Raw genomic sequence first — 24,982 nt, 5'->3', positions numbered from 1 at the left:
AGTGTCTTTTTAGATTGCCACCAACTCTTGAATATTGTTTTTTGCCATGTCACATCCAGCGCCCTGAGCTACCACTTGTCCTCTAGAAAGCACGGTATAGTTATCGGCAAGCTCTTCTGCAAACTCATAAAACTGCTCTACTAAAACAATTGCCATATCGCCTTTATTAGCAAGACTACGAATGACTCTACCAATGTCTTTAATAATGGACGGTTGGATACCTTCAGTCGGCTCATCAAGTACTAGTACTCGAGGCTCTGATGCAAGCGCACGAGCAATAGCAAGTTGCTGCTGCTGACCGCCTGATAGATCACCACCGCGGCGATGCTTCATTTCGTCCAGCACTGGAAATATATCATATAAGTGTTTGGGTACTTTACTTGCTTTACGTTGAGAGAATTTTGCCATTCCAATCAGAATGTTTTCTTCAACGGTCAAAGTAGAAAATATATCGCGTCCTTGCGGCACATAAGCGAGTCCTGTGCGCACACGTTGCTCAGGCGTCATCTGACTAATATCCTTACCGTCTAATAAAATTTCACCTGATTTTATTGGTAGGATGCCCATCAAGCATTTAAGCAAGGTGGTTTTACCAACGCCATTACGACCCAGTACCACGCTACATTCTCCTACAGGGGCGGCGAGGGTGACATCACGTAAGATGTGACTGCCACCGTAATATTGATTTATGGCATTAATTTCTAACATATAAGCACCTCTATTTTTTAGGTCTATTTCTAAGCACTACTATCAATTATCGACCTAGATAGGTCTCAATGACGGCTTCATTATTCTGCACTTCAGCTAACGTCCCTTCAGCCAAAATAGCGCCATTTGCCAAAACCGTTACTTTCTCACTTATGGCATCAATAAAGGTCATGTCATGCTCAACCACGATTAAGGTATGATTCTCTTTAAGGCGCAGACATAACTCAGCGGTATGTTCCGTTTCGGCATCTGTCATGCCTGCTACTGGTTCATCAAGTAAGATAAGTTTTGGTCTTTGCATCAGTAACATTCCAATCTCTAGCCACTGCTTTTGACCATGAGATAATAGTCCTGCTGGCTTGTTAATCAGCTCTTTTAGGCGTATTTGATCAAGCGTTGAGTCAAGAGTATCTTGGATTTCTGCGTCAATTTTAGTAAACCAGCTTTTTGATACCCGTTTGTCCTTTGGTGCAGCCAGCATTAAGTTATCAAGTACGGTAAATTTCTCAAATACGGTGGGTTTTTGAAACTTACGGCCAATGCCTGCTTCCGCTATTTCTTCGGTAGATAGTTTGGCTAAATTATGTACTTGACCGAAAAATGCGCTGCCTGTGGTCGGGCGCGTTTTACCAGTGATGACATCCATTAACGTGGTTTTACCTGCACCATTAGGACCAATGATGCAGCGCAGCTCGCCTGCCTCAATGTATAGAGATGAATCATTGAGTGCGCGGAACGAGTCAAACCACACGCTAACGCCTTCTAAATACAGCGCAATCCCATGTCTCATATCTGGACCTGATTTAGAAACAGGATGCGCTAAGCCACCGCTATCTCCATAATCTTCAGCCAAACTAGTGACTGGTCGGGTAGGCGTGGTTTCTGCAATCGTTATGTTATTTGTATTGTCAAAACTTCCCATTGGCTTATGTATACTAGGATCATTTTGATTTTTAATAAGCGCACCGTTAGCTGTTTTTTGGGAAGCAGCATTATTACATATTATTGACATTATTCTTTTTCCTTCTTAAAACGATCGAGTACACCAATGATGCCGTTAGGGAGAAATATAGTAACCACCACAAATAATCCGCCTAGAATAAGTAACCAGAACTCTGGGTAGGCGACGGTAAAATAGGTTTTAATCACATTGACTGTACCAGCGCCTACAATGGCACCGATTAATGAACCTCTGCCTCCAGCAGCCACCCAGACTGCCATCTCGATAGAGTTGACGGGGTTCATCTCGCCTGGGTTAATGATACCAACTTGCGGTACATATAGAGCACCAGCGATACCAGCAATGACTGCAGACAATACCCAAGCTGAAAGCTTGTACCAAAGCGTGCGATAGCCTAAATACTGCAAACGATTTTCACTATCACGAATGGCACCAAGCACGCGCCCATAAGGCTGGCTCATCAGATAGCGTAGTCCAAGATAGGACAGTAGCAGCGCCAAAGCAGTCGTAAAGCACAGCACAGCCCTCGTTGAAGAGGCCGTGATGTCATAACCTAATAGCGTCGTAAAACCTGTGAAGCCATTGTTACCACCAAAGCCTGTTTCGTTACGGAAAAACAGTAAAGCTGCCGCGTAGGTCATGGCCTGAGTAATAATCGAAAAATAAACCCCTTTAATCTTTGAGCGAAAAGCAAAATAGCCAAAGATAAAAGCGACTAGACCGGGAACTAGCACCACTAGAGCCATCGCCCACCAGAAATGTTGAGTGCCTGCCCAATACCATGGCAATTCGGTCCAACTCAAAAAACGCATAAAATCTGGCAAGCCCGTGCCAGCAGTTTCACGCGTCAAGTACATACCAAAAGCATAACCCCCTAACGCAAAATAAAGACCATGACCTAAGCTTAAGATACCGGCATAGCCCCAGACCAAGTCTAAAGCCAGTGCCACCATGGCGAGCGCCATTATTTTACCAATCAAAGTTATCCAGTAAGCAGACAGGTGAAAACTAGAGGTTTCAGGTAGTAAATGGAGCCAAGGCAATATCAGTAGCACTAAAAAACACAAACCAATCAGAATGGCATTACGTGGGGAATCAGATAATAATTGAGCGAAACGCATGAGGTTCTCCTTAATCCACAAAACGGCCTTTGAGGGCGAACAAACCTTGTGGACGTTTTTGAATAAACAAAATCACAAGAACCAGTAACACAATCTTAGCCATCACAGCACCAATGCCAATTTCAAGCACCGTACCACTGATACCAAGACCTAAAGATGCCAATACCGCGCCCCATACTTGTCCAACACCGCCAACCACGACGACTAAGAACGCATCAATAATATAAGTTTGACCTAAGTCGGGTCCGACATTGCCTACTTGCGCTAAGGCACAGCCAGCGAGACCTGCGAGACCCGAGCCAAGTCCAAAAGCCAACATGTCGATGCGAGCAGAGGAGATACCAACTGCACGTGCCATTTGCCGGTTTTGAGTCACAGCGCGCACAAATAGCCCGAAACGAGTCTTGTTCAGTAAGTACACCAGTAGCATAAGAATAATGATGGTAAAGCCAATAATAGCGATACGATTGAAGGGAAGCACAAGGCTCGAGGAGACTTGATAGGCACCGCTCAACCAGTCGACATTGCTGACTTCGACGTTCTGCGCGCCAAATATCATCCGAACCAACTGCATGAGAATCAGACTGACACCGAAGGTTGCCAGTAAGGTTTCAAGCTCACGACCATAAAGCGGGCGAATAATGATTCGTTCGATAACCATGCCAATAATGGCACTAACTAAAAAAGCAACGGGTATAGCAGCAACCAGATACCATCCAGTCATACTAGGAAAATACGCTTGAAAGAGATTTTGCACCATATAAGTGGCGTAAGCACCAATCATAATGAGCTCACCATGAGCCATATTGATGACACCCAGTAGCCCAAAAGTAATGGCCAGCCCTAATGCCGCCAGTAGTAAGATACTTGCCGTACTAAGCCCCGTGAACAGATGACCTATCCAAGTACTGAGGGTAATGCGCTGCTCAATACTTTCTTCAGCGTCTAACAGCGTGGATTTGAGTACAGGGTCGATATCATCTGCCGCCAATGCTTTTTTGACATCCACTAAGACTTGCGGGCTATCACTATCAGCAAGCACGGTAAGCGCGGCAATTTGGGTAGTAACGTCGCCATCTCTAAAATCAATCCTCGCTTGTAAAGTACTCAACGCCGTTTTGACGTCGTCGTCTTGCTCAGTAGCGGCAGCAGTACTTATGAGTGCTGGATCTAGCTGTTCGATATTGTCCGCTAAGATGGCAACTGCCTGCATACGTTGCGTAGGATCGTTTGACTCAAGCTTAACCTTGGCTTGTCCAAATACTAAGGCTGAGCGTAGCGTATTGGTCAAAGTCACTTGCGCCAAGTCACTCGGCCACTCGGTGGTCAGCTGCTTAGCAGGATAAGTAAATAGCTCATCTTCGCTGTTAAGTAGGTAGGTTTGCCCACCATTGCCTTGATATAGCTCATCGTTTTTTATAAGCTCAACCAAAGTATCCAAACTCTCAACTGACCCCGGCCACTGGTTGAGCATGGTTTGGCGCTTGGTGAAGTCAGCAGCAACGAACTGTTCGATAGCATCCCTTTTACTTATCGCAAGATTAGCAGGCGTAGCCAGAGACTGCTTGTTTTGAGCAATCAAGGTGTCGTCTTGAGCAAGTAAGGTCTCTTCACTTATAGCAGTGGATGTCGCTGCCACAGTATTAGTAGATACTGCTTCATCGCGCTCGTGGCTGTGTACTACTGGCATCTCGTGAGCATGAGCAGGCGATGTGATAGCAATGAGGAGGAGTAAAGATAGTAAGGCGATGATAAAAGTCTTGTTAAAATAATTGGCTTGCGCGTCACTTTTATAATATGAAGGGTAATGTGACATGATGGTTCCTTTTTTGCAGTCAACACTCCTTTAACCTCTACTAAAAACTGTTTTATCAGTAGAGGAGCTAAAGGGTTGCTGGTTTTGATACCATTAAGGGGCTAAGGATTACGGCTTAGGTGACCACAACCTTATTTAGGGATGTACTGACTCCATGGCTCAGCACGAATGACTTTTGGCGTTTTGCTGATCACATCGAACTGACCATCGGCACGGATTTGACCGATCATGACAGGCTTCCATAAATGATGGTTTTCCTCATCCATTTTCAATGTATACCCTGATGGCGCGTCAAAAGTCTGACCTCCCATACTAATACGCACTTTATCGACATTAGTAGTACCAGCTTTTTCGACTGCTTGTTTCCACATATTGATACCCACGTAGGTGGCTTCCATAGGATCATTGGTAACGACTTTGTCAGCATTGGGTAGCTTATGATCCAGCGCATATTTCTTATACTTTTTAGTGAAGTCGCTGTTGACAGGATTTTTAACCGACATAAAGTAGTTCCATGACGCCAAATGCCCTTGCAATAAGCTGGTATCGATACCGCGAAGCTCTTCTTCTCCTACTGAGAATGCCATGACTGGGATATCAGAGGCTTTAATACCTTGGTTGGCAAGTTCACGATAAAAGGGTACGTTTGAATCCCCATTAATGGTAGAGATAACCGCCGTCTTCTTACCAGTAGAGAAGCTTTTAATATTGCCAACGATTGTCTGATAGTTGCTAAAACCGAAAGGGGTGTACTCTTCCATGATGTCTGTTTCAGCGACTCCTTTAGATTTTAAGAAAGCACGCAGTATCTGGTTAGTAGTCCGAGGATAAACATAGTCTGTTCCAAGTAAAACGAAGCGTTCTGCATTACCGCCCTCTGGACTCATCAAATATTCAACGGCAGGAATGGCTTGTTGGTTAGGTGCAGCACCAGTGTAGAAAATATTTTCTGATTGTTCTTGACCTTCGTACTGCACCGGATAAAACATCAAACCATTTAGTTCTTCAACGACAGGCAGCACTGACTTACGTGACACCGACGTCCAACCCCCAAATATCACATCCACTTTGTCTTGAGTTAATAGCTGACGTGCTTTTTCAGCGAATAACGGCCAATCAGAAGCGGGATCTACGACGATTGGCTCTAGCTGCTTACCTAACACACCGCCATTGGCATTAATTTCATCAATGGTCATTAGCGCAGTATCTTTTAATGATGTTTCAGAGATGGCCATCGTTCCAGATAAAGAATGCAAGATACCAACTTTGATGGTGTCACCATCTGCCACAGAGGTAGCAGCCGTCTCAGAGGTGTCCGTTTTTGTGGCTGTAGAATTGGTTTCTGCACTGGTTTCCGCAGGTTTTTGACAACCTATAAGACTTAAGCTGCCGACAACAGCTACTGCTAGCAGAGACAAACGTGACGTCAATTTTGAGTCGATACGATAATTTGTACTTATAGGAGTAGCAGTGATAAGCGTTGGCAATAAAGACATATATTTCTCCAAAAAGATAAAATAGCAGCCTGGTAGGCCGAGTGAACGAGCCATTCCTAACTATGATTAATACTTCAATATCTATGCCAATATAAAATACAAGACAAATGCACCAATATTGGTCTTTATCAGGAGCTATGGTGATTTTTTGCACCATAATTGATTTTTAGGTTGCTCTATGCACCATTTATGTCTGGTTAAGAAATGCTAAAGCGGTATAAAAAATGACGACATTAGAAGCGATGTTTTTTTGAGGTCAGGAAGTGTGAACAGAAGGAAGTTAAGAAGCAAACGTACTAAATGATGTTAACTCAACTAAAGGTAGGGTTTATTTTTGACTAAAGCACGTTAGCCATTAGGCTTGGTAGCTAGCTTGGGGTGAGGTCAGACATTTAGTTTTTATAATAGGGTACTGATCTATGCTGAAGAATCCGTAAATTTAGCCTGCATAAGTAAAATATTTATTCGCTTATTTGTATCAGTACCAGTAAAATGCGAGACTGTTTTCTACACGAGTTTATGAGTAACCAATGATACGTTTAACTGAAATTAAATTGCCATTAAATCATGCACCTGAAGATCTAACGACGGCTATAACGACAAAACTTAAAATTTCTGCTGAGCAAATGGCGTCATTTGTGATGTTTAAACGCGGTTATGATGCTCGTAATAAAAGAAATATCCAATTAATTTATACGCTAGACATCACACTGACCGACTTAGATTTAACCAATGATTTACTGGTTCAATTTGAGTCAGACAACCATGTTAAAGCAACACCTGATACCAGCTACAAATATGTAGGTACAGCGCCAAAATATTTAACTGAACGTCCTGTTGTTATTGGTTTTGGACCTTGCGGTTTATTAGCAGCACTTACCCTTGCTCAAATGGGTTTTAAACCCATTATCATTGAACGTGGTAATGAAGTCAGACAACGCACCAAAGACACTTTTGGCTTTTGGCGTCAGCGTAAATTAAACACAGAATCTAACGTACAATTCGGTGAAGGCGGAGCAGGTACTTTCTCTGACGGTAAATTATATAGCCAAGTGAAAGATCCCAATCATTATGGCCGTAAAGTTATGACTGAATTTGTAAAAGCTGGTGCACCAGAGGAAATTTTATTTGTCAGTAAGCCGCACATAGGTACTTATAAGTTAGTCACTATGGTAGAAAAAATGCGTGCCGAGATCATAGCACTCGGTGGGGAAGTCCGTTTTGCTACTCGCGTAGACGACTTGCACATCACTGACTCAAAAGTAACTGGCGTGACACTTAATACTGGCGAAATATTAAAAACTAACCATGTTGTTCTTGCTGTTGGTCATAGCGCCCGCGATACCTTTCAAATGATCCATGATAAAGGCGTGTATATTGAAGCAAAACCTTTCTCGATTGGCTTTAGGATTGAACATAAACAGTCAACCATAGACCAAGCACGCTTTGGTGACAATGCTGGAAACGAGATACTTGGCGCTGCGGATTACAAACTGGTTCATCATTGTAAAAATGGTCGTTCTGTTTATAGCTTTTGTATGTGTCCAGGTGGAACCGTGGTTGCCGCAGCATCAGAAGAAGGCCGTGTTGTCACTAACGGCATGAGCCAATATTCAAGAAATGAGCGTAACGCCAACAGTGCTATTGTGGTAGGCATCGACCCAGAGCGAGATTACCCAAACCATCCTCTTGCTGGTATCGAATTACAAAGACAACTAGAAACTTTAGCGTTTGAATTAGGCGGCAAAGACTACAGTGCACCAGCGCAAACCATTGGTGATTTCTTAAAAGGCAAACCAGACTCAGAGTTAGGCGATGTAAAACCCTCGTACACACCGGGCATTACTTTAACTGACTTAAGCAAAGCGTTACCTGACTTTGCCGTGGATTCCATACGTGAAGCCATTCCAGCGTTTAATAAAAAAATCCAAGGATTTTCATCTGATGATGGGTTACTCACTGGCGTAGAAACCAGAACATCGTCACCCATTAGCATTAAACGTAATAAAGAATTCCAAAGCATTAACACTGAAGGCTTATTCCCTGCAGGCGAAGGCGCTGGCTACGCAGGTGGCATATTGTCAGCAGGGATTGATGGTATTAAAGTGGCAGAAGCCGTGGCAAAATCGATGTTGAACATAGAGTAAGAGCGGCTCTAAACGGTAAGCAAATCCTAATATTAAAACGCTTACCTAGATAAAAATATGCGATCGAAAAAGCCTTTCAAGCTTTATACTTAATAGCTTGAAAGGCTTTTTTGTGTGTTGAAGGTATGCTGTATGAAAATGCATCGTAAGTTATACAATGTTATGATGCGATAAGACATTGAAAGACTCCACAACTGATAGGCTGTGAGGTCTTTTGATTACTTTTGACAATGTTTGATGGTGCGCCCACCACGCAACGACTAACTGATTAAAAGTCTTTTTGTATAAGGGTTTTTGGTCTGTATGTATTAATTTTAACAACAAATTTAACAACTTCCTATGGTCTATTGATTTGCCATCCGATTGATATTGGCTTTTATATCACGAATGACCTGATTTGATAATTCTTTCTCGATGTTGTGGTCTCTAATAACAGTCAAAAAATCTTCAGCAACTGATGCTACCTGATCAATAATAGCTTGTGCTTTATTTTGCTTAATATCAGCAAGTTTAGCCAACTTTAATAAGTATGAAAGGGTAGGATGCTGAGCTTCACCTGCTATGTCCATCTGATGATAACCATTCATACCTGAGTTATAAGCGAGATCATAAACGGGCGATAACGACCACCTGCCAGCCTTGTCCATCATAAAAGAGAAGTTCTTGCTATGGTCGTCTTTATTGTTAAAGATGACGTTAAATACTGTATGTTTAAAAGCTGATTCTACAGCAACTTGTGATTGGGTCAACATACGCACGCAGCGTAAATACTGCAGATAATCTAGTGATGGGATGCGAAAATCAATGTCTAATAAACCTGCTAGCGTATGAGTATGAACGCGTTGATTGCCGATGCGGTCAAAACGCGCAACCCCAAAAGCAGCATGTTTTTCACCGATATCAAAATAATGATGCGCAGGCATGTTTAGGCCTGCTTGCTTAGCCCTATCAGCATAAAGTGATTCTAAGAGACAAACGCTTTTATGCTCAGATTGGGCAGGGAACTTGATCAGCCACGGCGTTGCGGATGGCTGTTCGCTGGTTAAATCAGTAGCAATAAACTCGGTTGCTTCATCATATAGGATAAGTGCTTTTGGTCTTGCACCTTGTGGTGAGCCACCGATGACGATGAGCTCAGCCAATATGTCACTATCTTGTCCAGATAAAATCGATTGATTGGCAGCGGCCAGTTTGGCTAAAGTAAAATCAGTGATGTCGATATCAGCGTCTAATAGATCTTGTTGCGGCTCAAAACTAAGCGCTCCCATTGCTGAATTACCAATATAAGCGAGGCGATCTAAGACATTGATTGGCGCAGCATGAGGCATTGTTTTTCGAAAGAACCTATCCATTAGCAGCATTCCCCAACCATCAGGTAAGCTGTCTGACAATAATCCGCATAGGTAATGACTGGACGCATGAGCACCATAATAGGGCGCTGATCGTAAGGGCATCTCAATTGGTGACAGCTCCAGTCCATCAGCCAGCCACGCCGCATCATAGCCAAAGGTAGGGCGTCGTCCATCCATCGTTAATTTACCGATAAGGCGTTTGTCTTTAAATCCTTGGTAGTAAATATTGACAACTGATATCGGTTGATACATAGCGTCATTCGCCATTTTTGTTTGATGCGCGCAAGCGTGGATTTTGTTTAGCGATAACATCTTCTATATTGGTAGGTAATACATCAAACAATTCAGAAAAGTGATTTACCATGCCAAGAGCCATAGCGAGTCGAATCACGTTATCTAGTGTACCGCCTTGACCAGACTCAATACGAGCAACCGTACTGATGCCAGTACCAGCCTTATCTGCTAGAGCCGCTTGTGTTAAGTTTAATGCCAGTCGCTGCGTTTTTAAGCGTTCACCTAAAATTTTGGAGATTTCACTTGGCGTATAAAAATCAAACCTTATATCCATAGTTTAATCGATCATATAAGAGTGTTAAACTACTATTTTAGCACTTAATAATTCAAATATGAATGCTTGTTATTATAAATCTAATAATTATAAAAAAATACTTGCAATAAGTACTTGTCCTATACGTAATTCTTTTACTATAAAAATAGTGGACTTATGTATACAAATATTTTGAGAAAAGATATAGCTGGCCACACTTTAAGCCTTTTAACGGTCAGTATTATCAGCATTTGTATGGGTGTCAATGCCAATGCGATTACGCCTGAACAGTACCAAGAGCAGCGTAGTGAAGCCTTAAAACAGCAACAATTGGTTAAGCCCAATGTCAATATAAATACCGATACGTATCAACAAGCACCTTCCACTTCTATAGCACCAACCAGTTCTCAGAGCGCTGATGCCGCTTCAACCCCTTGTTTCGATATCGACCATATTTACCTAACAGGTGAGCTGAGCGAAAAATTTACTTTCGCACTCATGCCTTATACCAAAGGCAAATCATCCCTACTGGGTAGCTGTCTATCAGTCAATGATATCAACCAGCTGGTCACCAATGTACAGAACCGGATTATCGAAAAAGGTTACGTCACCACGCGCGTTTTGGTACAAAACCAAAACCTCAAATTTGGTGACTTGACGCTTACCCTCATTCCCGGTCGTATTGATCAAATCACCGCTGTCGATGTTCAAGCCAGTCGTCCTGTTTATATTGATAATAGCGGCAACCCCGCCAACTTTGCCCCTGCCATGCCAATGCAGTCTGGTGATTTGCTTAATGTCCGTGATATCGAGCAGTCACTAGAAAACTTTAAGCGCGTACCAACCGCTGACACAGATTTCTCTATTGCACCTAGCAATCGAATGAGCGAGCCTGGTTACAGTGATATCCAAGTCAAATGGCAGCAAGACAAGCGCTGGCGTCTGTCTGCCTCTGTTGATGACTCAGGGCAGGAAAGTACAGCTGTCTATCAAGGTAATGTCACGCTATCACTAGACAATCCAACCTGGCACAACGATTTGTTATACCTATCTTATAACCACAAACCCCAATGTTAACAATACCACCTAAGTAAAATTCCAAATTAAAAAAGGTTACCGAGGCTATATTTGGTATAGCATTGGCAACCTTTTTTTATGTTTTTAATATCTAAAAGTAAGTTTATACGTTCGTTATAATCAGATTTTCAGTCCCTCGATAGCGAAGTCATCATCACCTAAGCAGTTATGTTCTGGCTCGTATATTGCAGTCGTTGAGAAACAGATCAAAAATACAAATATTTAGTGTAGGAGTAGGTTTTTAATCAACTGTCTGAGTAATCCGATGATGAATAGACCGTGTTAGATGCAGCTATAGTTTTCCAAGCACTAAATAGCGCGTTTTACCGTACTTTGTCTTATATCAAATAAATATGCCTCACCATCATGAATAACAGAAATGCCTGAACCCGCTCATTCAGAACTAGTTATTAGCATACCTATTCCAAGTTTAATTCAAGTGTTTTGGAATGAGTAATATTGTTATAGAGTAAAAGCGTTTAAATCATAGAATAGGATTATCTAATCTGTTTCATCGACTTGTAGTAAGAATATCATCTGACTGCATTCTAACGATAGGCTTAAGAGTGATGCCTTTCTCACTGTCTTCTGCTGCTTGGTTAATGTCCTTGAGATCGTAGAATTTAACTAGTTTATCGAACGGGAATTTACCCGCCATATAAAGATCTACCAGCGCTGGTATTAAAGTGCTTGGCACACTGTCACCTTCAACCACACCAATCAGCTTTTTGCAGTTTTGCATGACATCGGTCAGATCTAACGTGGCTGTTGTGCCAGGCTTTGAGGCGCCAACAATAGCTCCGATGCCGCGAGGGCGTAATGAGGTAATCATATTTGAGACTAGTAGACCAATACCCGTAGAATCCATCGCAAACTGTGTGCCGCCGCCGGTTATTTCTTGAACGCGAGCGACTGCGTCTTCCTCTTTGCTATTGATAACATGGGTAGCACCCAGTTTAAGCGCCAGCTCTAATCGTGAAGGCACAATATCAACTGCGACAATCGTCGTAGCACCGATTGCTGCGGCTGCCATTACTGCTGATAGCCCAACGGCACCGCCGCCCCACGCAACGAAGCTAGAACCAGCTGTTACTTTGAGTGCATTCATGACGGTGCCTGCACCTGTTTGAATGCCACAGCCTAAAGGTCCCAGTAGTTCAAGTGGTGCATCTTTGCGAACTTTGATAACGTTGCGCGCATTTGCTACAGCATACTGACCAAACGATGACTGACCAAAGAATCGATCATTCAGTTCGGTATCGTTGCTTGCAATTAAGGCATGAGAACCATCAACTCTTTGACCAGAAAAATTATACTGATTAAAGTTTTCGCAATAAGCAGGGTGACCTTCATGGCAAGAGTTACATTTATTGCAGTTTAAAAAAGTCATAACAACATGGTCGCCAATAGCGATGTCTGTTACTTTACTGCCGATAGACTCAACAACGCCAGAGCCTTCATGCCCCAGTACTATTGGGTGCGGAACAGGGAAAACTTGATCTCGGGCGATCATGTCAGTATGGCACATGCCGGTTGCAACAACACGTACCAACACTTCATCATCTTGTATAGTAGCCGTTTTGACTTGCTCAATTTGAAATGGCCCACCTTTTTGGCGAATCACTGCTGCCGTGTAGCTAGTATGGGTTGTTTGTGTCATGGTGATTCCTCTGAGTTACTGGTTAAAGATGCTAGAGTCATACGTTTTTCGGTTTTTATTAACAATAGCAATATTGACGAAAATAATGTGGAGCGATTAAGACTGACAAGCAGCACTGGCTTCTTTGGCTTTTTGATACACTGTTTGTGCGTCTAAATTCAGCGTTGTGACATCTTTTAGGTACTTTTGAGTACCCGCTTCTAACGGACCTTTCCATTTTGGATCGTTTAATGGGTCTGGAATGTCTATCATCGTGTCACCCTTAGCTTTGGCTTCTGCCATATATTTTGCATCTTCTGCATCAAATACTTTGCCTGCCGCTGCTGCCATTTGCATGCCTGAGTTGTCATCAATGACTTTTTTGAGGTCGTCCGGTAGGCTGTTATATTTGTCTTTATTCATCGTCACCATAATAGCGGAACTATAGAAAGGGATATTAGTGTGAGTGTTGGTTAGCTCTATCAGTCTAAAAGACCCTGTTGCATCCCACGGCAGACTTAATCCATCTAACACACCGCGTTGCAATGATGTATAAATATCCGTCGCAGGTAAGCCTACTGGCGTGCCGCCTGCCGCTTCAATAATATCGCCTGCAATGGCAGAGGGACGACGCATACGCAAGCCTTTTAAATCATCTGGCGTGCGAATGGCTTTATCAATGGTGTGCATGCCGCCTGGGCCTGTACCCATCATAAACAATAGATGGGTGTCCTTATACTCATCCGCTATCATTCCATCGTCATATAAAGTTTGGAGCATACAGTTCATTTGGGTTGCTGAGTTAGAAAGCCCTGGTAGTTCTGCCACTTGGGTCAATGGAAAGCGTCCATTGGTATAGCCTTGAAGCTGGGAGCCTATATCAACAGTGCCTTTGGCAGTGGCATCATAGGTGGCATCAGGTTTACTCAGTGTTGCTGAAGGATAAAGCTCAACTTTGATCCGACCGCCTGATTCTTGCTCAATCTTTTTGGCCCAAGGTTCAAAGATTTCTGTATGGGTCGCTGCTGTGGCTGGCCAAAAATGCGAGAAACGCAAAGTGGTCGTTTCAGCAGCATTTGCTGTTGCCGAGTCGTTTGATGGCGAGCAGCCAGTGAAACCAATCATTGCGGTCAGTGCCAAACTGATTGGGAGCATCTTTGTCATCATAAGGTCCTTTTTTGATGTTTGTTCTAGATAAGAATTTATGTTCGCATTGTGAATTAAAATACGCTTTTTTTACTTTGCTGTCAATCAGATTGCAGCTTTGGTTTTTACTCTATTAAATTCGTATCTGATAGTATTTTTTCAATAGCGTTTATGACTACCTGACATTGCCTATGTGCTGCACCGCAATAATTTAGCGGAGATAAGACATTCAGTAGAGCAGGGTCATCATGCAAAGACGGTGACGCTGCTGCTAGTAGTGGCAAAAAACTTGCTACAAACCCTTGATGATAAAGGTGTGCATTATGACTGGCCTGTGCGATTAATGGATAGATTTGATCTTCATTTGCTTCAAAATGGTGCTGCAAGTTTTTGATGAGGTAGGCATCGCTGTTTAAATCCAAATTGGCATCCATGCGTTTAGGGTAGACTTGTAAATCCTGCAACAGTGTTTTTAGATAAGAAGCAGCACCTGCCACCAAAGCAACCCCTTCGGTTAAAGGAACCCAGCTGGCATGCCATTGTCCTAATGCGCGCTCAAAGGGCTGTGCAGTTGTATTGCTTATCACGCTCATATGCCCGTGCATTCTTAATGTCGCTGCTTTGATTAAGGCACATAATACTGGGTTTCGTTTGTGAGGCATTGACGATGACCCTCCCATACCAGCAATGGCAGGCTCGGATACTTCACCCAGCTCAGATTGGCACATAAGAGCAATGTCTTCGACGATATTTTCCATTGCGCCTGCACAGGCATCTAATGTAGATGCGATAGTATGAATAGGCTGTCTATTGGTATGCCAAGGGAGTAACGGTACGGATAAGCCTAGCAATGCGGCAACTTGCTGCGGCAAGTCATGCTGTTCATTTTGTTCGTCACTCATGCCAACAGGACCGCCCCATTGCAAATAAAACCCCGATTGCTCTATTTTCTGTAAATTGGGAACGACTGCCATCAAGGAGACTGCCCACTGTGAGACTTTTGCCCCAAAAGTGATGGGTAACGCTTGTTGCATCAGTGTTCTGCCAGACATAGGGGTTGTATCATGCCGTTCAATCAAAAGACCACAAGCTTTAAGCGCTACTATCAAATCTTGGTTAATACGTTGAAAAGCAGTTTTTAACATCATCATCATCGCGGTATCAATGACATCTTGACTGGTCAGCGTTTGATGAAAGTAGGGCTTTATATCTGAGGGTAATAAGGCTTTGGCTTGAGCCACAAAGGGAATGGCAGCATTGCCGCCTAAATAAGTTTGCGCACTGATGACATCGATATCAAACAAATCCAACGCCAATGCCTGCTTAGATTGCTGATGTGTATTGTGCGGTACTAGGTGGTTTTTTTCTCGCACCGAGACTATGGCTAGCTCGAAATCTAGCATCGCTTGGATGAACAGACGGTCAGATAAGTCGTCAGAGATACTGGGGTGTACAAAAGGCTGATTGATTAATCGATTGATTTTCATTTAAAATCCCTAGTTTTGGTAAGTATAAAATAGTATGCCTATGAAACAAGATAAGAAAATATCTTCTGATAGTCCAGACTTCGTCGCCTCTCTTGCAGGTGGTCTGAGCGTATTGCTGACGTTTGATGAAAACCACTCGACAATGACATTGAGCGAAGTGGCTGAACGCACCAATATGGATAGAGCAAAAGCACGACGCTATCTGTTGACTTTGCATGCCCTTGGTTACGTCCATAAAGATAAGCGCCAGTTTAAATTGTCACCTAAAACGCTGAGTCTTGGCGCCAGCTACTTGAGCAGTGTGCATCATCACGACATTATTCAATTTTACTTAGAGCGTGTGACCGAACAAACAGGGGAGTCTTGTTCATTTGCCGTATTAGACGGTGATGAAATAGTTTATATTGCCCGTTCTGCTGCTCAGCATCGGTTGTTGTCTATTGCTATAGCGATTGGCACAAGGTTGCCCGTTGCTTATACGTCTATGGGGCGTATTATCCTTGCCAACTTGCCTCAAGAAGAGCTTGAGGCGCAGCTGAGTAACCTTGAGCTAAGCGCACACACACCCAACAGCATTACTGATCCTAAAATATTTGCACAAATGCTAAAAGACGCCAAAAAACAGCAATATGCGGTTGTCGATCAAGAGTTGGATTCAGGTTTGCGCTCACTGGCACTGCCTGTTTATAAATCAAACAATGAGCTGATCGGGGCGATTAATATCAGTACTAATGCCATGCGTATCTCTCAAGACGTTTTGATTGAAACGTTTTTACCACTATTACGTGACTGTGCCGAAAAAATACAAACATACTATATCTAGTATAGAAAATATATTAGATCGTCATTAGAAAAAGGTTGTCAACGCTATTTGATATCAAGCGCTGACAGCCTTTTTTTATTTTTTACTTAAGTGAAACATAGAAAATTTAGCCTTAATAGGCTGATTTTTCTCATTCAAAACAATGGCAAGCGCCAAAAAAATAAATTATTGACATTATAATAAAAAACGTATAGCTTAGTTCATAATATGAACACTAATTCTAATTAAGAACAATATATCATATTCGTAGAATACATAGGCGTCATTATTAACAGTTATTCATCTTTGTGCTTTATAAAGATGAATAACTGTTAATAAACACACTAATTATTGATCATAAAGCCAAGGATGGCAGTGCTGCTTTAATAGCCGTCAAGCTGACTGACGTATCATTTATATTCAAGGAAGATAACGCAATGAAAGGCAAATTCAAGATCAAAGGCATGTCTGTGTTAATTGCATTAGCACTAGGTATGGCAGGTTGCTCGGGTCAAGCAGATCACACAAGTGCTAAACCTGACACCACTGTGTTAAGGTTTTCACACTTTTGGCCTGCCACTTCTGCGATGCATGTTGAGGTGTTTGAACCGTGGGCCAAAAAAATTGAAACTGAATCCAATGGTCAACTGAAGGTCGAGATTTATCCGTCAGCCACATTGAGTAAACCTGAAGCCATGTATGACTCTGCTGCTAAAGGTATCATTGATATTGGCTCTCAAGCACATGGGTATACGGCTGGTCGTTTTCCGTTGACTCAAATTGCTGAGCTTCCAGGGCTTTCTAATTCTGCAACGCAAATGGGCTGCATTCTACAGACGCTTTATGATGATGGCACCATTGCCAGTGAATATAAAGACACGCATTTATTGTTTATGATGGGTGCAGGCCCTGCAGCGATTCATACAGTGTATAAACCGATTCGTGTCCCTGCTGACATGAAAGGTCAGCGTATCCGCCGTCCCTCTGCCATTGCAGGTGATATCATTGAAGTCACAGGCGGTACACCAGTCGGCCTGCCAGCAAATGATTTATACACGTCCTTACAACGCGGCGTGATCGATGGCCTCAGCTTTCCTTGGCAGCCAACCGGTGACTTTCGACTGCTAGAGTTAACCAAAGCCCATACCAACATTCCCTTTTATAATTCAGCGTTACTGGTGACGATGAACAAAAACAAATATGACAACCTTCCTGATAATCTCAAAAAAGTCTTAGATGACAATTCAGGCAAAGTCATGGCCGATTTGGTGGGTAAAATTACCGATAAAGAAGATGCCAAATTTAGAGCAGAGGCACAAGCAGCCGGGCATACGATGATTGACATCCCTGATCCGCTGAATGATCCTGACTGGAGAGGCCCTTTAATGAAAGGTACTCAAAAATATTTGAAAGATGTTAAGGCTTTGGGCTTAGATGCTGATGGTGTGTACGAAAAAGTAAAAACCGTCAGTGAGAGCTGCAATGTTTAATTCATGACTAGGTGAGTGGTCATAATGACTGTGAACCCTATCGGGGTCTCAGTCTTAGGACGGCTATACTCATCTCAACCCTATTATCAATTTTTACTAAATTTTAAAGGATTAACATGATGAAAAACATCACACACCCAACGGGTCTCTTTGATAACAGTGCAAGAGACTACAAGCATATTACGGCAGTTCCTTTGGCAGCTGCGATGGGGGCGGAAATACAAGGTGTCGATTTAAGCAATCTAACAGATGAGGCTTTTGCCGAAATTGAAGCAGCGCTGTATCGACACAAGCTGATTTTTTTTAGAGATCAAACGCTCTCTTTTACAGATCATGAGAATGTAACCCTGAGGTTTGGTGAGTTTGGTACAGATGCTTATACCAAAGGGGTAGTTGGTCACGAGAACATTCAACCGGTCATCAAAGAGGCCACAGTTGAGACCAAAATGGTGTTCGGTAGTGGTTGGCACACAGACTCTGCTTTTTTAGACCGTCCACCTGCCATTGCCATCAACTATGGTAAAGACATGCCTCCTTATGGCGGCGATACACTATTTGCGAACTCTGTATTGGCGTATAACAGTTTAAGCCCCGCCATGAAAAAAATGATAGACCCACTCAAAGTATGGATGAGTGCCAAACATGTGGTTGCCTCTATGCAGGCTGAGCGAAAATCAAAAAAAGCGAGTGAGCTCGGTAGCCTTGAGCTGGATGTAGATACCCAAAAGATGATAGAAGGTACCTATCACCCATTGGTCAGAACCCATCCAGTCTCAGGAGAAAAATCGCTATATGTCGATAAAACCTATGCTTGTGGCATAGAGGGCATGACAGAAGAAGAGTCACGGCCTTTGTTGGATTTTTTATCTGGTTTTGCCACGCAAGAGTCTTTTGTCTGCCGATTAAAATGGTATAACAATACGGTGATAATGTGGGACAACAGAATCTGTCTGCATCAAGCATTTAATGATTATGATGGTCACAGAAGAGAGATGTATCGTGCTGTCGTCATGGGCGAAAAACCACAATAAAAGGATAACACCATGAAAGATATTTTTGACTCGATAGTAACGCCTATAGGTTACAGTGATGTTGAATGGCAAGCCAGAATAGAACTGGCGTTATGCTATAGAATGGTAGACTACTATGGGTGGACAACACAGGTCTATAATCATATCTCATACCGCATACCTGGCACAGAGCATTTGCTGATTAATGCCTTTGGCCTTTTATATAGTGAAATCACGCCCTCAAATCTTGTAAAAATAGACTTTGATGGTAACAAGCTTGATGATTCGCCATATCCTGTCAATAAAGCGGGCAATGTGATTCATACTGCCATTCATAAAGGTCGCCCCGATGTGCATTGTGTGATGCACACACATAACACTGATGTGCAGGCAGTAAGTGCATTGGCATGTGGTTTTATACCACTGTTTCAAGAAGCTTATATCTTTCATGAGCGAGTGGGTTACCATCCCTTCGAAGGCATTGTGCTCGATGAGAGGGAGCAGGCGCGGCTTGTAGATTCTATTGGCACAAAGAACCACACGCTCATGCTTAATAACCATGGCGTTATAACCACTGGTCCTGATGTGGCATGGGCATTTATGCGAATGTACCAAATGATACAAGCTTGTCAGGTTCAGCTGAAAGCCATGGCTTCTGGTGGCGAGTTGTTACAAGCGAGTGCAGACGCCATGAGCAAAACAAGAGAGCAGTTTGAGGGGGGTGAGGCGCAAGCGGGCGCTCAGGTTAGATTGCCCGAATGGCCTGCATACTATCGCTTGATGAATCGGATGGACACTAACTGGATACGTTAGCACCCTCTTATTGATATGCACTGTGCTATCAGTTTATGCCTATTAATGAGTGTGTTGATGGCGATAAAAACCCATGGTAATGCATGGGTTTTTTATTTTAAGAAAACCAGTGCTTGATATTGACAGATACCAGCAAAAGGTATAAATTAATTCACTATACGAACAATAATTCTGATATAGAACAAAATAGTATTTGTTAAATCATAACGATGAGTTGTATTAACCTTATCTCTAGGGAGAGAGCCATGACAGCAGTCTATATTTGTCATCCAAAACGATCAGCGGTTGGGCGTTACGGCGGTGCGCTAGCTGATATTCGCCCTGATGATTTGTTGGCACAAGTTATTAAGGCAGTACTGGCAGATGCGCCTGACTTTGACCATAGTGCCATTGAAGACAGCTTTATGGGCTGTGCTAACCAAAGCGGAGAGGACAACCGTAACGTTGCACGTATGAGTGGATTGTTGTCAGGCTTGACAGAAAAAGTACCAGCAACCACCATCAATCGGTTGTGCGGTTCAGGTCTTGATGCAGTGGGAACGGCCTTTCGTGCAATCGTGAGTGGTGAGATGGAGTTGGCCCTCGCAGGTGGCGTGGAGTCGATGACCCGTGCCCCCTTTGTGGTTGGTAAACCCGAAAAAGCCTATGACCGCAGTAAAACACTACAAGACACTACCATGGGCTGGCGCTTTATCAACAAAAAGCTTGATGCCGTGTATGGCACAGAAGCAATGCCGCGTACCGCAGAAAACCTAGCAGACAAATACAACATCTCACGCGACGACCAAGATGCATTTGCTTTATGGTCGCAGCAAAAAGCTGCCCAAGCACAGAGTGACGGGCGCTTGAACGCTGAAGTCACCCCCATTACTATTGAAAGACGTAAGCAAACACCGCTCATTGTTGATACTGATGAACACCTACGCCCCAATACCGATATGGCAGCATTAACAAAGCTACGTCCCATATACGAAAACGGCACGATTACCGCAGGCAATGCCTCTGGTATTAATGACGGGGCTGCTGCCATGCTTATCGCAAGTGCAGCAGCCGTGCAAAAATACGGTTTAACGCCTGTTGCAAAAATAGAGGGCATGGCAACCGCTGGCGTGTTACCGACTATCATGGGCATTGGCCCAGTGCCTGCCACTCAAAAATTGCTCAAACGTCTCAATCTTAGCTTAGATGATATTGATATTATTGAGCTTAACGAAGCGTTTTCTGCGCAAGCATTGGCATGTTCACGCGAGTTGGGTCTTGATGACCGTGATGCGCGTATCAACCCTAGAGGCGGTGCCATTGCCTTGGGTCATCCGCTTGGCGCATCAGGCGCCCGCATTTTGATTTCAGCTATCCATGAATTACAGCACACCAAAAAAGACCGTGCACTTTGTACCATGTGTATTGGCGTTGGGCAGGGAATTGCCTTGGTGGTTTCACGAGTAGGAGCAGAATAATGGCATTTTTAGCAACAGTAGCGCATCTCATTGCTTACCAAGACAGTGGCGAAACCTACTTACCCGCCTTATTGATGGCGCATCCATTGGGCATGAGCCATGCAGTATGGGATGAGGTGTGTGACCAATTACACGGACATTATCGCTGTGTGCGTTGGGATCTGCCAGGGCATGGCAGTAGTGGTGTGGCGACAGAAGACTTATCAATAGCGCTGCTTGCCAATGATGCACTGGCACTAGCAGATGCCCTAGATATTGAAGGCTTTAGTTTTATTGGTACCTCCATTGGCGGCGTCATTGGTCAACACTTATGCCAAATAGCGCCACAGCGTTTAGAGCAAGTATGGCTGACCAATACGGGCGCGGTGATTGGTACTAAAAAGGCATGGGCTGAGCGTGCGGACAATGTTCGCCGTTTGGGGCTGACTGAGATGGCAGAAGCGATTACGCCGCGCTGGTTTTCACAAAGCTATGTCGAACAAAACCCTGAGGTGTTACAAGGATGGCAAGTACAGTTATCACGCAATGATAATGAAAGCTATGCCAAACTTTGTGAGGCATTGGCACAAGTCGATAACCGTGACAACCTAGTGGGCTATGCTGGTATGGTTGCGTTGTTGGGCGGCGCTCAAGATGTGTCGACACCGCCTGCCACGCTCAAAGTGCTACAAACAGCATTTACTACTGCAACATTGACCATATTGGAAGAGGTGGGTCATGTGCCATCTGTTGAAGCATCGCAGCAGCTGGTTGACTATATGCAGCGTAATGTAGAGCGTACATCGGTTGGCGAAACTGGCATTGGTTATGAGCAAGGTTTGAAGCAGCGTAAACGCATTTTGGGAGAGGCGCATGTGGCAAAAGCATCCAAAAATGCCAACACTTTAGATAGCCCGTTTCAGCAGTTTATCACCCGTACGGCATGGGGTGAGCTATGGGGTGATAGCAGCTTGACAGTGCAACAACGCAGCATGATTACCACTGCAATATTGGCGGCGCTTGGCCGTGATGGCGAGCTGGGGTTACATTTGCGTACGGCAAAGCGTTTGGGCATTAACGAAAATCAGCTGCGCCAAGTACTTATGCATGTGTCGATTTATGGCGGTGTGCCTGCGGCCAATCATGCATTTTCTATGGCCAAAGATAATGGCTGGGGCGATGCGCTTCTTTAATGTCGCATTTAACAGCATTAAATCAACAAGCACACGTTATTGATAAATTTGCTTTATCGCAATGGAGAACAATGCAATGAACCATAAATATCCTTCTTTTTTACCGCGTGATCGGACATGGCAACCTGCGCAGTATACCCCAGGTTACAAAACATCGGTGGCACGTTCACCGCGCCAAGCATTTGTCAGTATCCAAAAATCTAGCGTCTCTGAGCGCAGTGGCCCTGTGTTCAATGGCCTAGAGATTGGTCAATATGACAACGACTTACTCATGAACTTTAGGACAGAAGGTGCACCAGTCGGTCTACCTATCGGCGAGCGTATCATCATGCACGGCCGTGTGATTGATCAGTTTGGCAAGCCAGTTGCAAATACCTTAGTTGAGATGTGGCAAGCAAATGCTGGCGGCAAATACCGTCATAAGAAAGACGGTTATTTGGCACCATTAGATCCTAATTTTGGCGGGGTCGGCAGATGCATCACAGATGCAGATGGCTGTTATCGATTTCGCACTGTGCGCCCAGGCCCTTACCCATGGCCAAACGGCATTAATACATGGCGTCCAGCACACATTCACGTATCAGTCATGGGACCTTCAATCTCAACCCGTTTGATTACCCAAATGTACTTTGAAGGTGATCCACTTATTCCACTGTGTCCTATTGTACAAGTGTTAAAAGACCCAGAAGCAGTCGAGACGATGATTGCCCGTCTAGATATGACCATGAGTAAGCCAATGGATTGCTTAGCGTACCGTTTTGACATTGTGGTCCGCGGCGCATTACAAACCTACTTTGAGGAGTAACCCATGTACAGTCAATACAAATTGCAAGATGACAGTGGTTTGCTGCGCGAGACCGCATCCCAAACAGCAGGGCCTTTCGTTCATATTGGTTTGGCATTAGAAATCGCCGGGTTTGAGTCGCGCTCAGATGAAATATGGCAAGACTTGGCCAAAGCAGATGCAGTCGGTGAGCACATTGAGCTGGTTGGCCATGTGTACGATGGCAATGGTGATGCAGTACGCGATGCGCTCATCGAAATATGGCAAGCAGATAGCAGTGGCCACTACATTAGTGAATTTGACAATAAAAAACCATTCACCAGTTTTGGCCGTAGTGCTTGTGCATTAGATGGCGATTTTCATTTCAATACGGTTAAACCTGGACAAGTGGCTTTTGATGGTCAGCATGGCAAACCCATGGCACCGCACATTAATATCGCTATTTTTGCGCGTGGTATCAACTTACATTTGCAAACCCGTGCTTATTTTGATGATGAGCCAGATGCCAATGCCAATTGCCCCATTTTAAACAGTGTGCCATCTACTGAGCGCCGTCAAACTTTAATCGCTAAGAAAGAGCCAAGCGCTGGCAAACCTCGCTATCGTTTTAATATCTATTTGCAAGGGGATGGTGAAACCGTATTCTTTGACTTTTAAGTCGGTGCACTGAATAACACACAGTCAATTTATTCAATCAACAATCGCAATGTATGCAGTAATGAGAGGGATTTCATGAATTATAAAACTCAAGTCGCTATTATTGGCGCAGGGCCATCAGGGTTATTACTTGGTCAACTACTGACCAAGGCTGGCATCGACAACGTTATCTTAGAGCGTAAAACAGCAGAGTATGTATTAGGCCGTATCCGTGCGGGAGTACTAGAGCAGGGGACGACTGACCTGATTCGTGAATCAGGTGCTGGCGCACGTATGGATGCAGAAGGTTTGATTCATACGCACACTGATTTTAGCTTTCAAGGTGAGCATCATCAAATAGATGTAGAAAAATATAGTGGCGGCAAACATGTCACGGTATATGGTCAAACAGAAGTGACTCGTGATCTGATGGCGGCGCGTAAGACGGTTGGCGGTGTGACGGTCTATGAGGCTGACAACGTCGAGCTGCACGATCTTGAATCAGACAATCCTTATGCCACCTATGAGCTTAATGGGCAATTATGCCGCTTAGATTGTGACTATATAGCTGGGTGTGATGGCTTCCACGGTGTCTCACGCAAATCTATTCCTGCCGATAAGCTAGAAGAGTTTGAAAAGGTTTATCCATTTGGTTGGTTGGGACTGATGAGTGACGCCGCCCGTTAACGATGAGCTGGTCTACTGCGCTCATGAACGCGGGTTTGCGCTTTGTTCTATGCGCTCCCCAACCAGAAGCCGCTACTACATACAAGTGCCAAATACCGACAAAATTGAGGATTGGACTGAAGAGATGTTTTGGGATGAGCTAAAGCGCCGTATTCCACCAAAAATGGCAGAACGTCTAGTGACTGGTCCTGCGCTGGACATGAGCATTGCGCCACTACGTTCTTATGTGTGTGAAACCATGCAATACGGTAAGTTGTTTTTATTGGGAGATGCGGCCCATATCGTACCGCCAACAGGGGCTAAAGGCTTGAACCTTGCCGCCAGTGATGTAGAAACAGCGTTTCGTTTATTTGTAAAAATCTATGAAGAAGGGCGGACTGATCTGATTCCACGCTATCAAGAAATCTGTCTAGCCCGTGTTTGGAAGTCGGTCCGTTTTTCATGGTGGATGACTATGCTGTTACACCGTTTCGAAAGCAGCGAACGTTTTGATTTTCGCGTACAACAGGCTGAGTTTGAATACTTTATCAACTCAGAAGCAGGGAAGGCGACTATCGCTGAAAACTACGTTGGATTGCCTGTTGAGCCTTTAGAGTAAACCTGTCTGATTTAGCGATTCAACTCTTTTATATAG

General features: G+C 43.8%; 20 protein-coding genes and 1 pseudogene. 11 read left to right on the top strand and 10 right to left on the bottom strand.

The annotated features are described in order from the left end of the window. Positions 1-9: 9 nt before the first annotated feature. The 5 genes from urtE to urtA form a co-directional block, all read right to left on the bottom strand. Positions 10-708, bottom strand: coding sequence for an urea ABC transporter ATP-binding subunit UrtE (gene urtE, locus JMY05_RS04955; RefSeq protein ID WP_045447478.1), 699 nt, complete (start codon positions 706-708; stop codon positions 10-12). Positions 709-754: 46 nt separating this feature from the next. Then, the gene (gene urtD / locus JMY05_RS04950; protein WP_201614335.1) at positions 755-1,720 is read right to left on the bottom strand and encodes an urea ABC transporter ATP-binding protein UrtD; all 966 of its coding nucleotides are present in this window, start codon (positions 1,718-1,720) and stop codon (positions 755-757) included. Next, the gene (urtC, locus tag JMY05_RS04945; protein WP_201614333.1) at positions 1,720-2,790 is read right to left on the bottom strand and encodes an urea ABC transporter permease subunit UrtC; all 1,071 of its coding nucleotides are present in this window, start codon (positions 2,788-2,790) and stop codon (positions 1,720-1,722) included. Before urtC ends, urtD begins: the two co-directional genes overlap by 1 nt. Positions 2,791-2,800: 10 nt before the next feature. Beyond that, positions 2,801-4,606, bottom strand: coding sequence for an urea ABC transporter permease subunit UrtB (urtB, locus tag JMY05_RS04940; RefSeq protein ID WP_201614331.1), 1,806 nt, complete (start codon positions 4,604-4,606; stop codon positions 2,801-2,803). Positions 4,607-4,737: 131 nt separating this feature from the next. Further along, positions 4,738-6,048 carry an urea ABC transporter substrate-binding protein gene (gene urtA, locus JMY05_RS04935; RefSeq protein WP_201615349.1) on the bottom strand — a complete coding sequence of 437 codons (1,311 nt, stop codon included), beginning with the start codon at positions 6,046-6,048 and terminating at the stop codon, positions 4,738-4,740. Positions 6,049-6,632: 584 nt separating this feature from the next. Between urtA and JMY05_RS04930 the strand changes: the two genes are divergently transcribed. Beyond that, on the top strand, positions 6,633-8,249 hold the full coding sequence (locus tag JMY05_RS04930) for an NAD(P)/FAD-dependent oxidoreductase (RefSeq protein WP_201614329.1): 1,617 nt from the start codon (positions 6,633-6,635) through the stop codon (positions 8,247-8,249). 344 nt (positions 8,250-8,593) lie between these two features. On the opposite strand, the gene JMY05_RS04925 is transcribed toward JMY05_RS04930, so the two are convergent. Continuing rightward, positions 8,594-9,853 (bottom strand): type II toxin-antitoxin system HipA family toxin, encoded by a 1,260-nt coding sequence (locus tag JMY05_RS04925; RefSeq protein ID WP_201614327.1) that lies wholly within the window; start codon positions 9,851-9,853, stop codon positions 8,594-8,596. A gap of 4 nt (positions 9,854-9,857) precedes the next feature. After that, positions 9,858-10,169 carry a helix-turn-helix domain-containing protein gene (locus tag JMY05_RS04920; protein ID WP_045447482.1) on the bottom strand — a complete coding sequence of 104 codons (312 nt, stop codon included), beginning with the start codon at positions 10,167-10,169 and terminating at the stop codon, positions 9,858-9,860. A gap of 156 nt (positions 10,170-10,325) precedes the next feature. On the opposite strand from JMY05_RS04920, the gene JMY05_RS04915 reads away from it, so the two are divergent. Further along, complete coding sequence (locus JMY05_RS04915) at positions 10,326-11,225, top strand: ShlB/FhaC/HecB family hemolysin secretion/activation protein (protein ID WP_201614325.1); 900 nt, start codon at positions 10,326-10,328, stop codon at positions 11,223-11,225. Positions 11,226-11,736: 511 nt separating this feature from the next. Here the strand turns inward: JMY05_RS04915 and JMY05_RS04910 are convergent. The 3 genes from JMY05_RS04910 to JMY05_RS04900 form a co-directional block, all read right to left on the bottom strand. Further along, positions 11,737-12,885, bottom strand: coding sequence for an NAD(P)-dependent alcohol dehydrogenase (locus tag JMY05_RS04910; protein WP_045447484.1), 1,149 nt, complete (start codon positions 12,883-12,885; stop codon positions 11,737-11,739). Between the two features lie 96 nt (positions 12,886-12,981). Further along, the gene (locus tag JMY05_RS04905) at positions 12,982-14,028 is read right to left on the bottom strand and encodes a TRAP transporter substrate-binding protein (protein ID WP_045447486.1); all 1,047 of its coding nucleotides are present in this window, start codon (positions 14,026-14,028) and stop codon (positions 12,982-12,984) included. A 107-nt stretch (positions 14,029-14,135) separates the two neighbouring features. Then, positions 14,136-15,497 carry a lyase family protein gene (locus tag JMY05_RS04900; protein WP_201614323.1) on the bottom strand — a complete coding sequence of 454 codons (1,362 nt, stop codon included), beginning with the start codon at positions 15,495-15,497 and terminating at the stop codon, positions 14,136-14,138. Between the two features lie 34 nt (positions 15,498-15,531). On the opposite strand from JMY05_RS04900, the gene JMY05_RS04895 reads away from it, so the two are divergent. The 9 genes and pseudogenes from JMY05_RS04895 (at position 15,532) to pobA (ending at position 24,946) form a co-directional block, all read left to right on the top strand. After that, positions 15,532-16,320: an IclR family transcriptional regulator C-terminal domain-containing protein gene (locus tag JMY05_RS04895; RefSeq protein WP_045447487.1), complete on the top strand. Its 789-nt coding sequence runs from the start codon at positions 15,532-15,534 to the stop codon at positions 16,318-16,320. 416 nt (positions 16,321-16,736) lie between these two features. Then, on the top strand, positions 16,737-17,789 hold the full coding sequence (locus JMY05_RS04890; protein ID WP_045447489.1) for a TRAP transporter substrate-binding protein: 1,053 nt from the start codon (positions 16,737-16,739) through the stop codon (positions 17,787-17,789). A 116-nt stretch (positions 17,790-17,905) separates the two neighbouring features. Next, complete coding sequence (locus JMY05_RS04885) at positions 17,906-18,820, top strand: TauD/TfdA dioxygenase family protein (protein WP_201614321.1); 915 nt, start codon at positions 17,906-17,908, stop codon at positions 18,818-18,820. A 12-nt stretch (positions 18,821-18,832) separates the two neighbouring features. Then, on the top strand, positions 18,833-19,612 hold the full coding sequence (locus tag JMY05_RS04880) for a class II aldolase/adducin family protein (protein ID WP_045447491.1): 780 nt from the start codon (positions 18,833-18,835) through the stop codon (positions 19,610-19,612). 245 nt (positions 19,613-19,857) lie between these two features. After that, the gene (gene pcaF / locus JMY05_RS04875; RefSeq protein ID WP_201614319.1) at positions 19,858-21,069 is read left to right on the top strand and encodes a 3-oxoadipyl-CoA thiolase; all 1,212 of its coding nucleotides are present in this window, start codon (positions 19,858-19,860) and stop codon (positions 21,067-21,069) included. Beyond that, a complete protein-coding gene (locus tag JMY05_RS04870) occupies positions 21,069-22,241 on the top strand; it encodes an alpha/beta fold hydrolase (protein ID WP_045447494.1) in 1,173 nt (390 codons plus the stop codon). Before pcaF ends, JMY05_RS04870 begins: the two co-directional genes overlap by 1 nt. A gap of 76 nt (positions 22,242-22,317) precedes the next feature. Then, a complete protein-coding gene (gene pcaH / locus JMY05_RS04865; RefSeq protein WP_201614317.1) occupies positions 22,318-23,046 on the top strand; it encodes a protocatechuate 3,4-dioxygenase subunit beta in 729 nt (242 codons plus the stop codon). A 3-nt stretch (positions 23,047-23,049) separates the two neighbouring features. Continuing rightward, positions 23,050-23,682, top strand: coding sequence for a protocatechuate 3,4-dioxygenase subunit alpha (gene pcaG / locus JMY05_RS04860; RefSeq protein ID WP_045447497.1), 633 nt, complete (start codon positions 23,050-23,052; stop codon positions 23,680-23,682). Between the two features lie 75 nt (positions 23,683-23,757). Next, positions 23,758-24,946, top strand: a pseudogene (pobA, locus tag JMY05_RS04855) (4-hydroxybenzoate 3-monooxygenase). The last annotated feature ends 36 nt before the right edge of the window (positions 24,947-24,982 follow it).

The sequence above is a fragment of the Psychrobacter sp. JCM 18902 genome, from assembly GCF_904846615.1.
Classification (GTDB): domain Bacteria; phylum Pseudomonadota; class Gammaproteobacteria; order Pseudomonadales; family Moraxellaceae; genus Psychrobacter.
The sequence above is the reverse complement of the archived record's forward strand: the minus strand, read 5'-3'. Positions and strand labels throughout refer to the sequence as shown.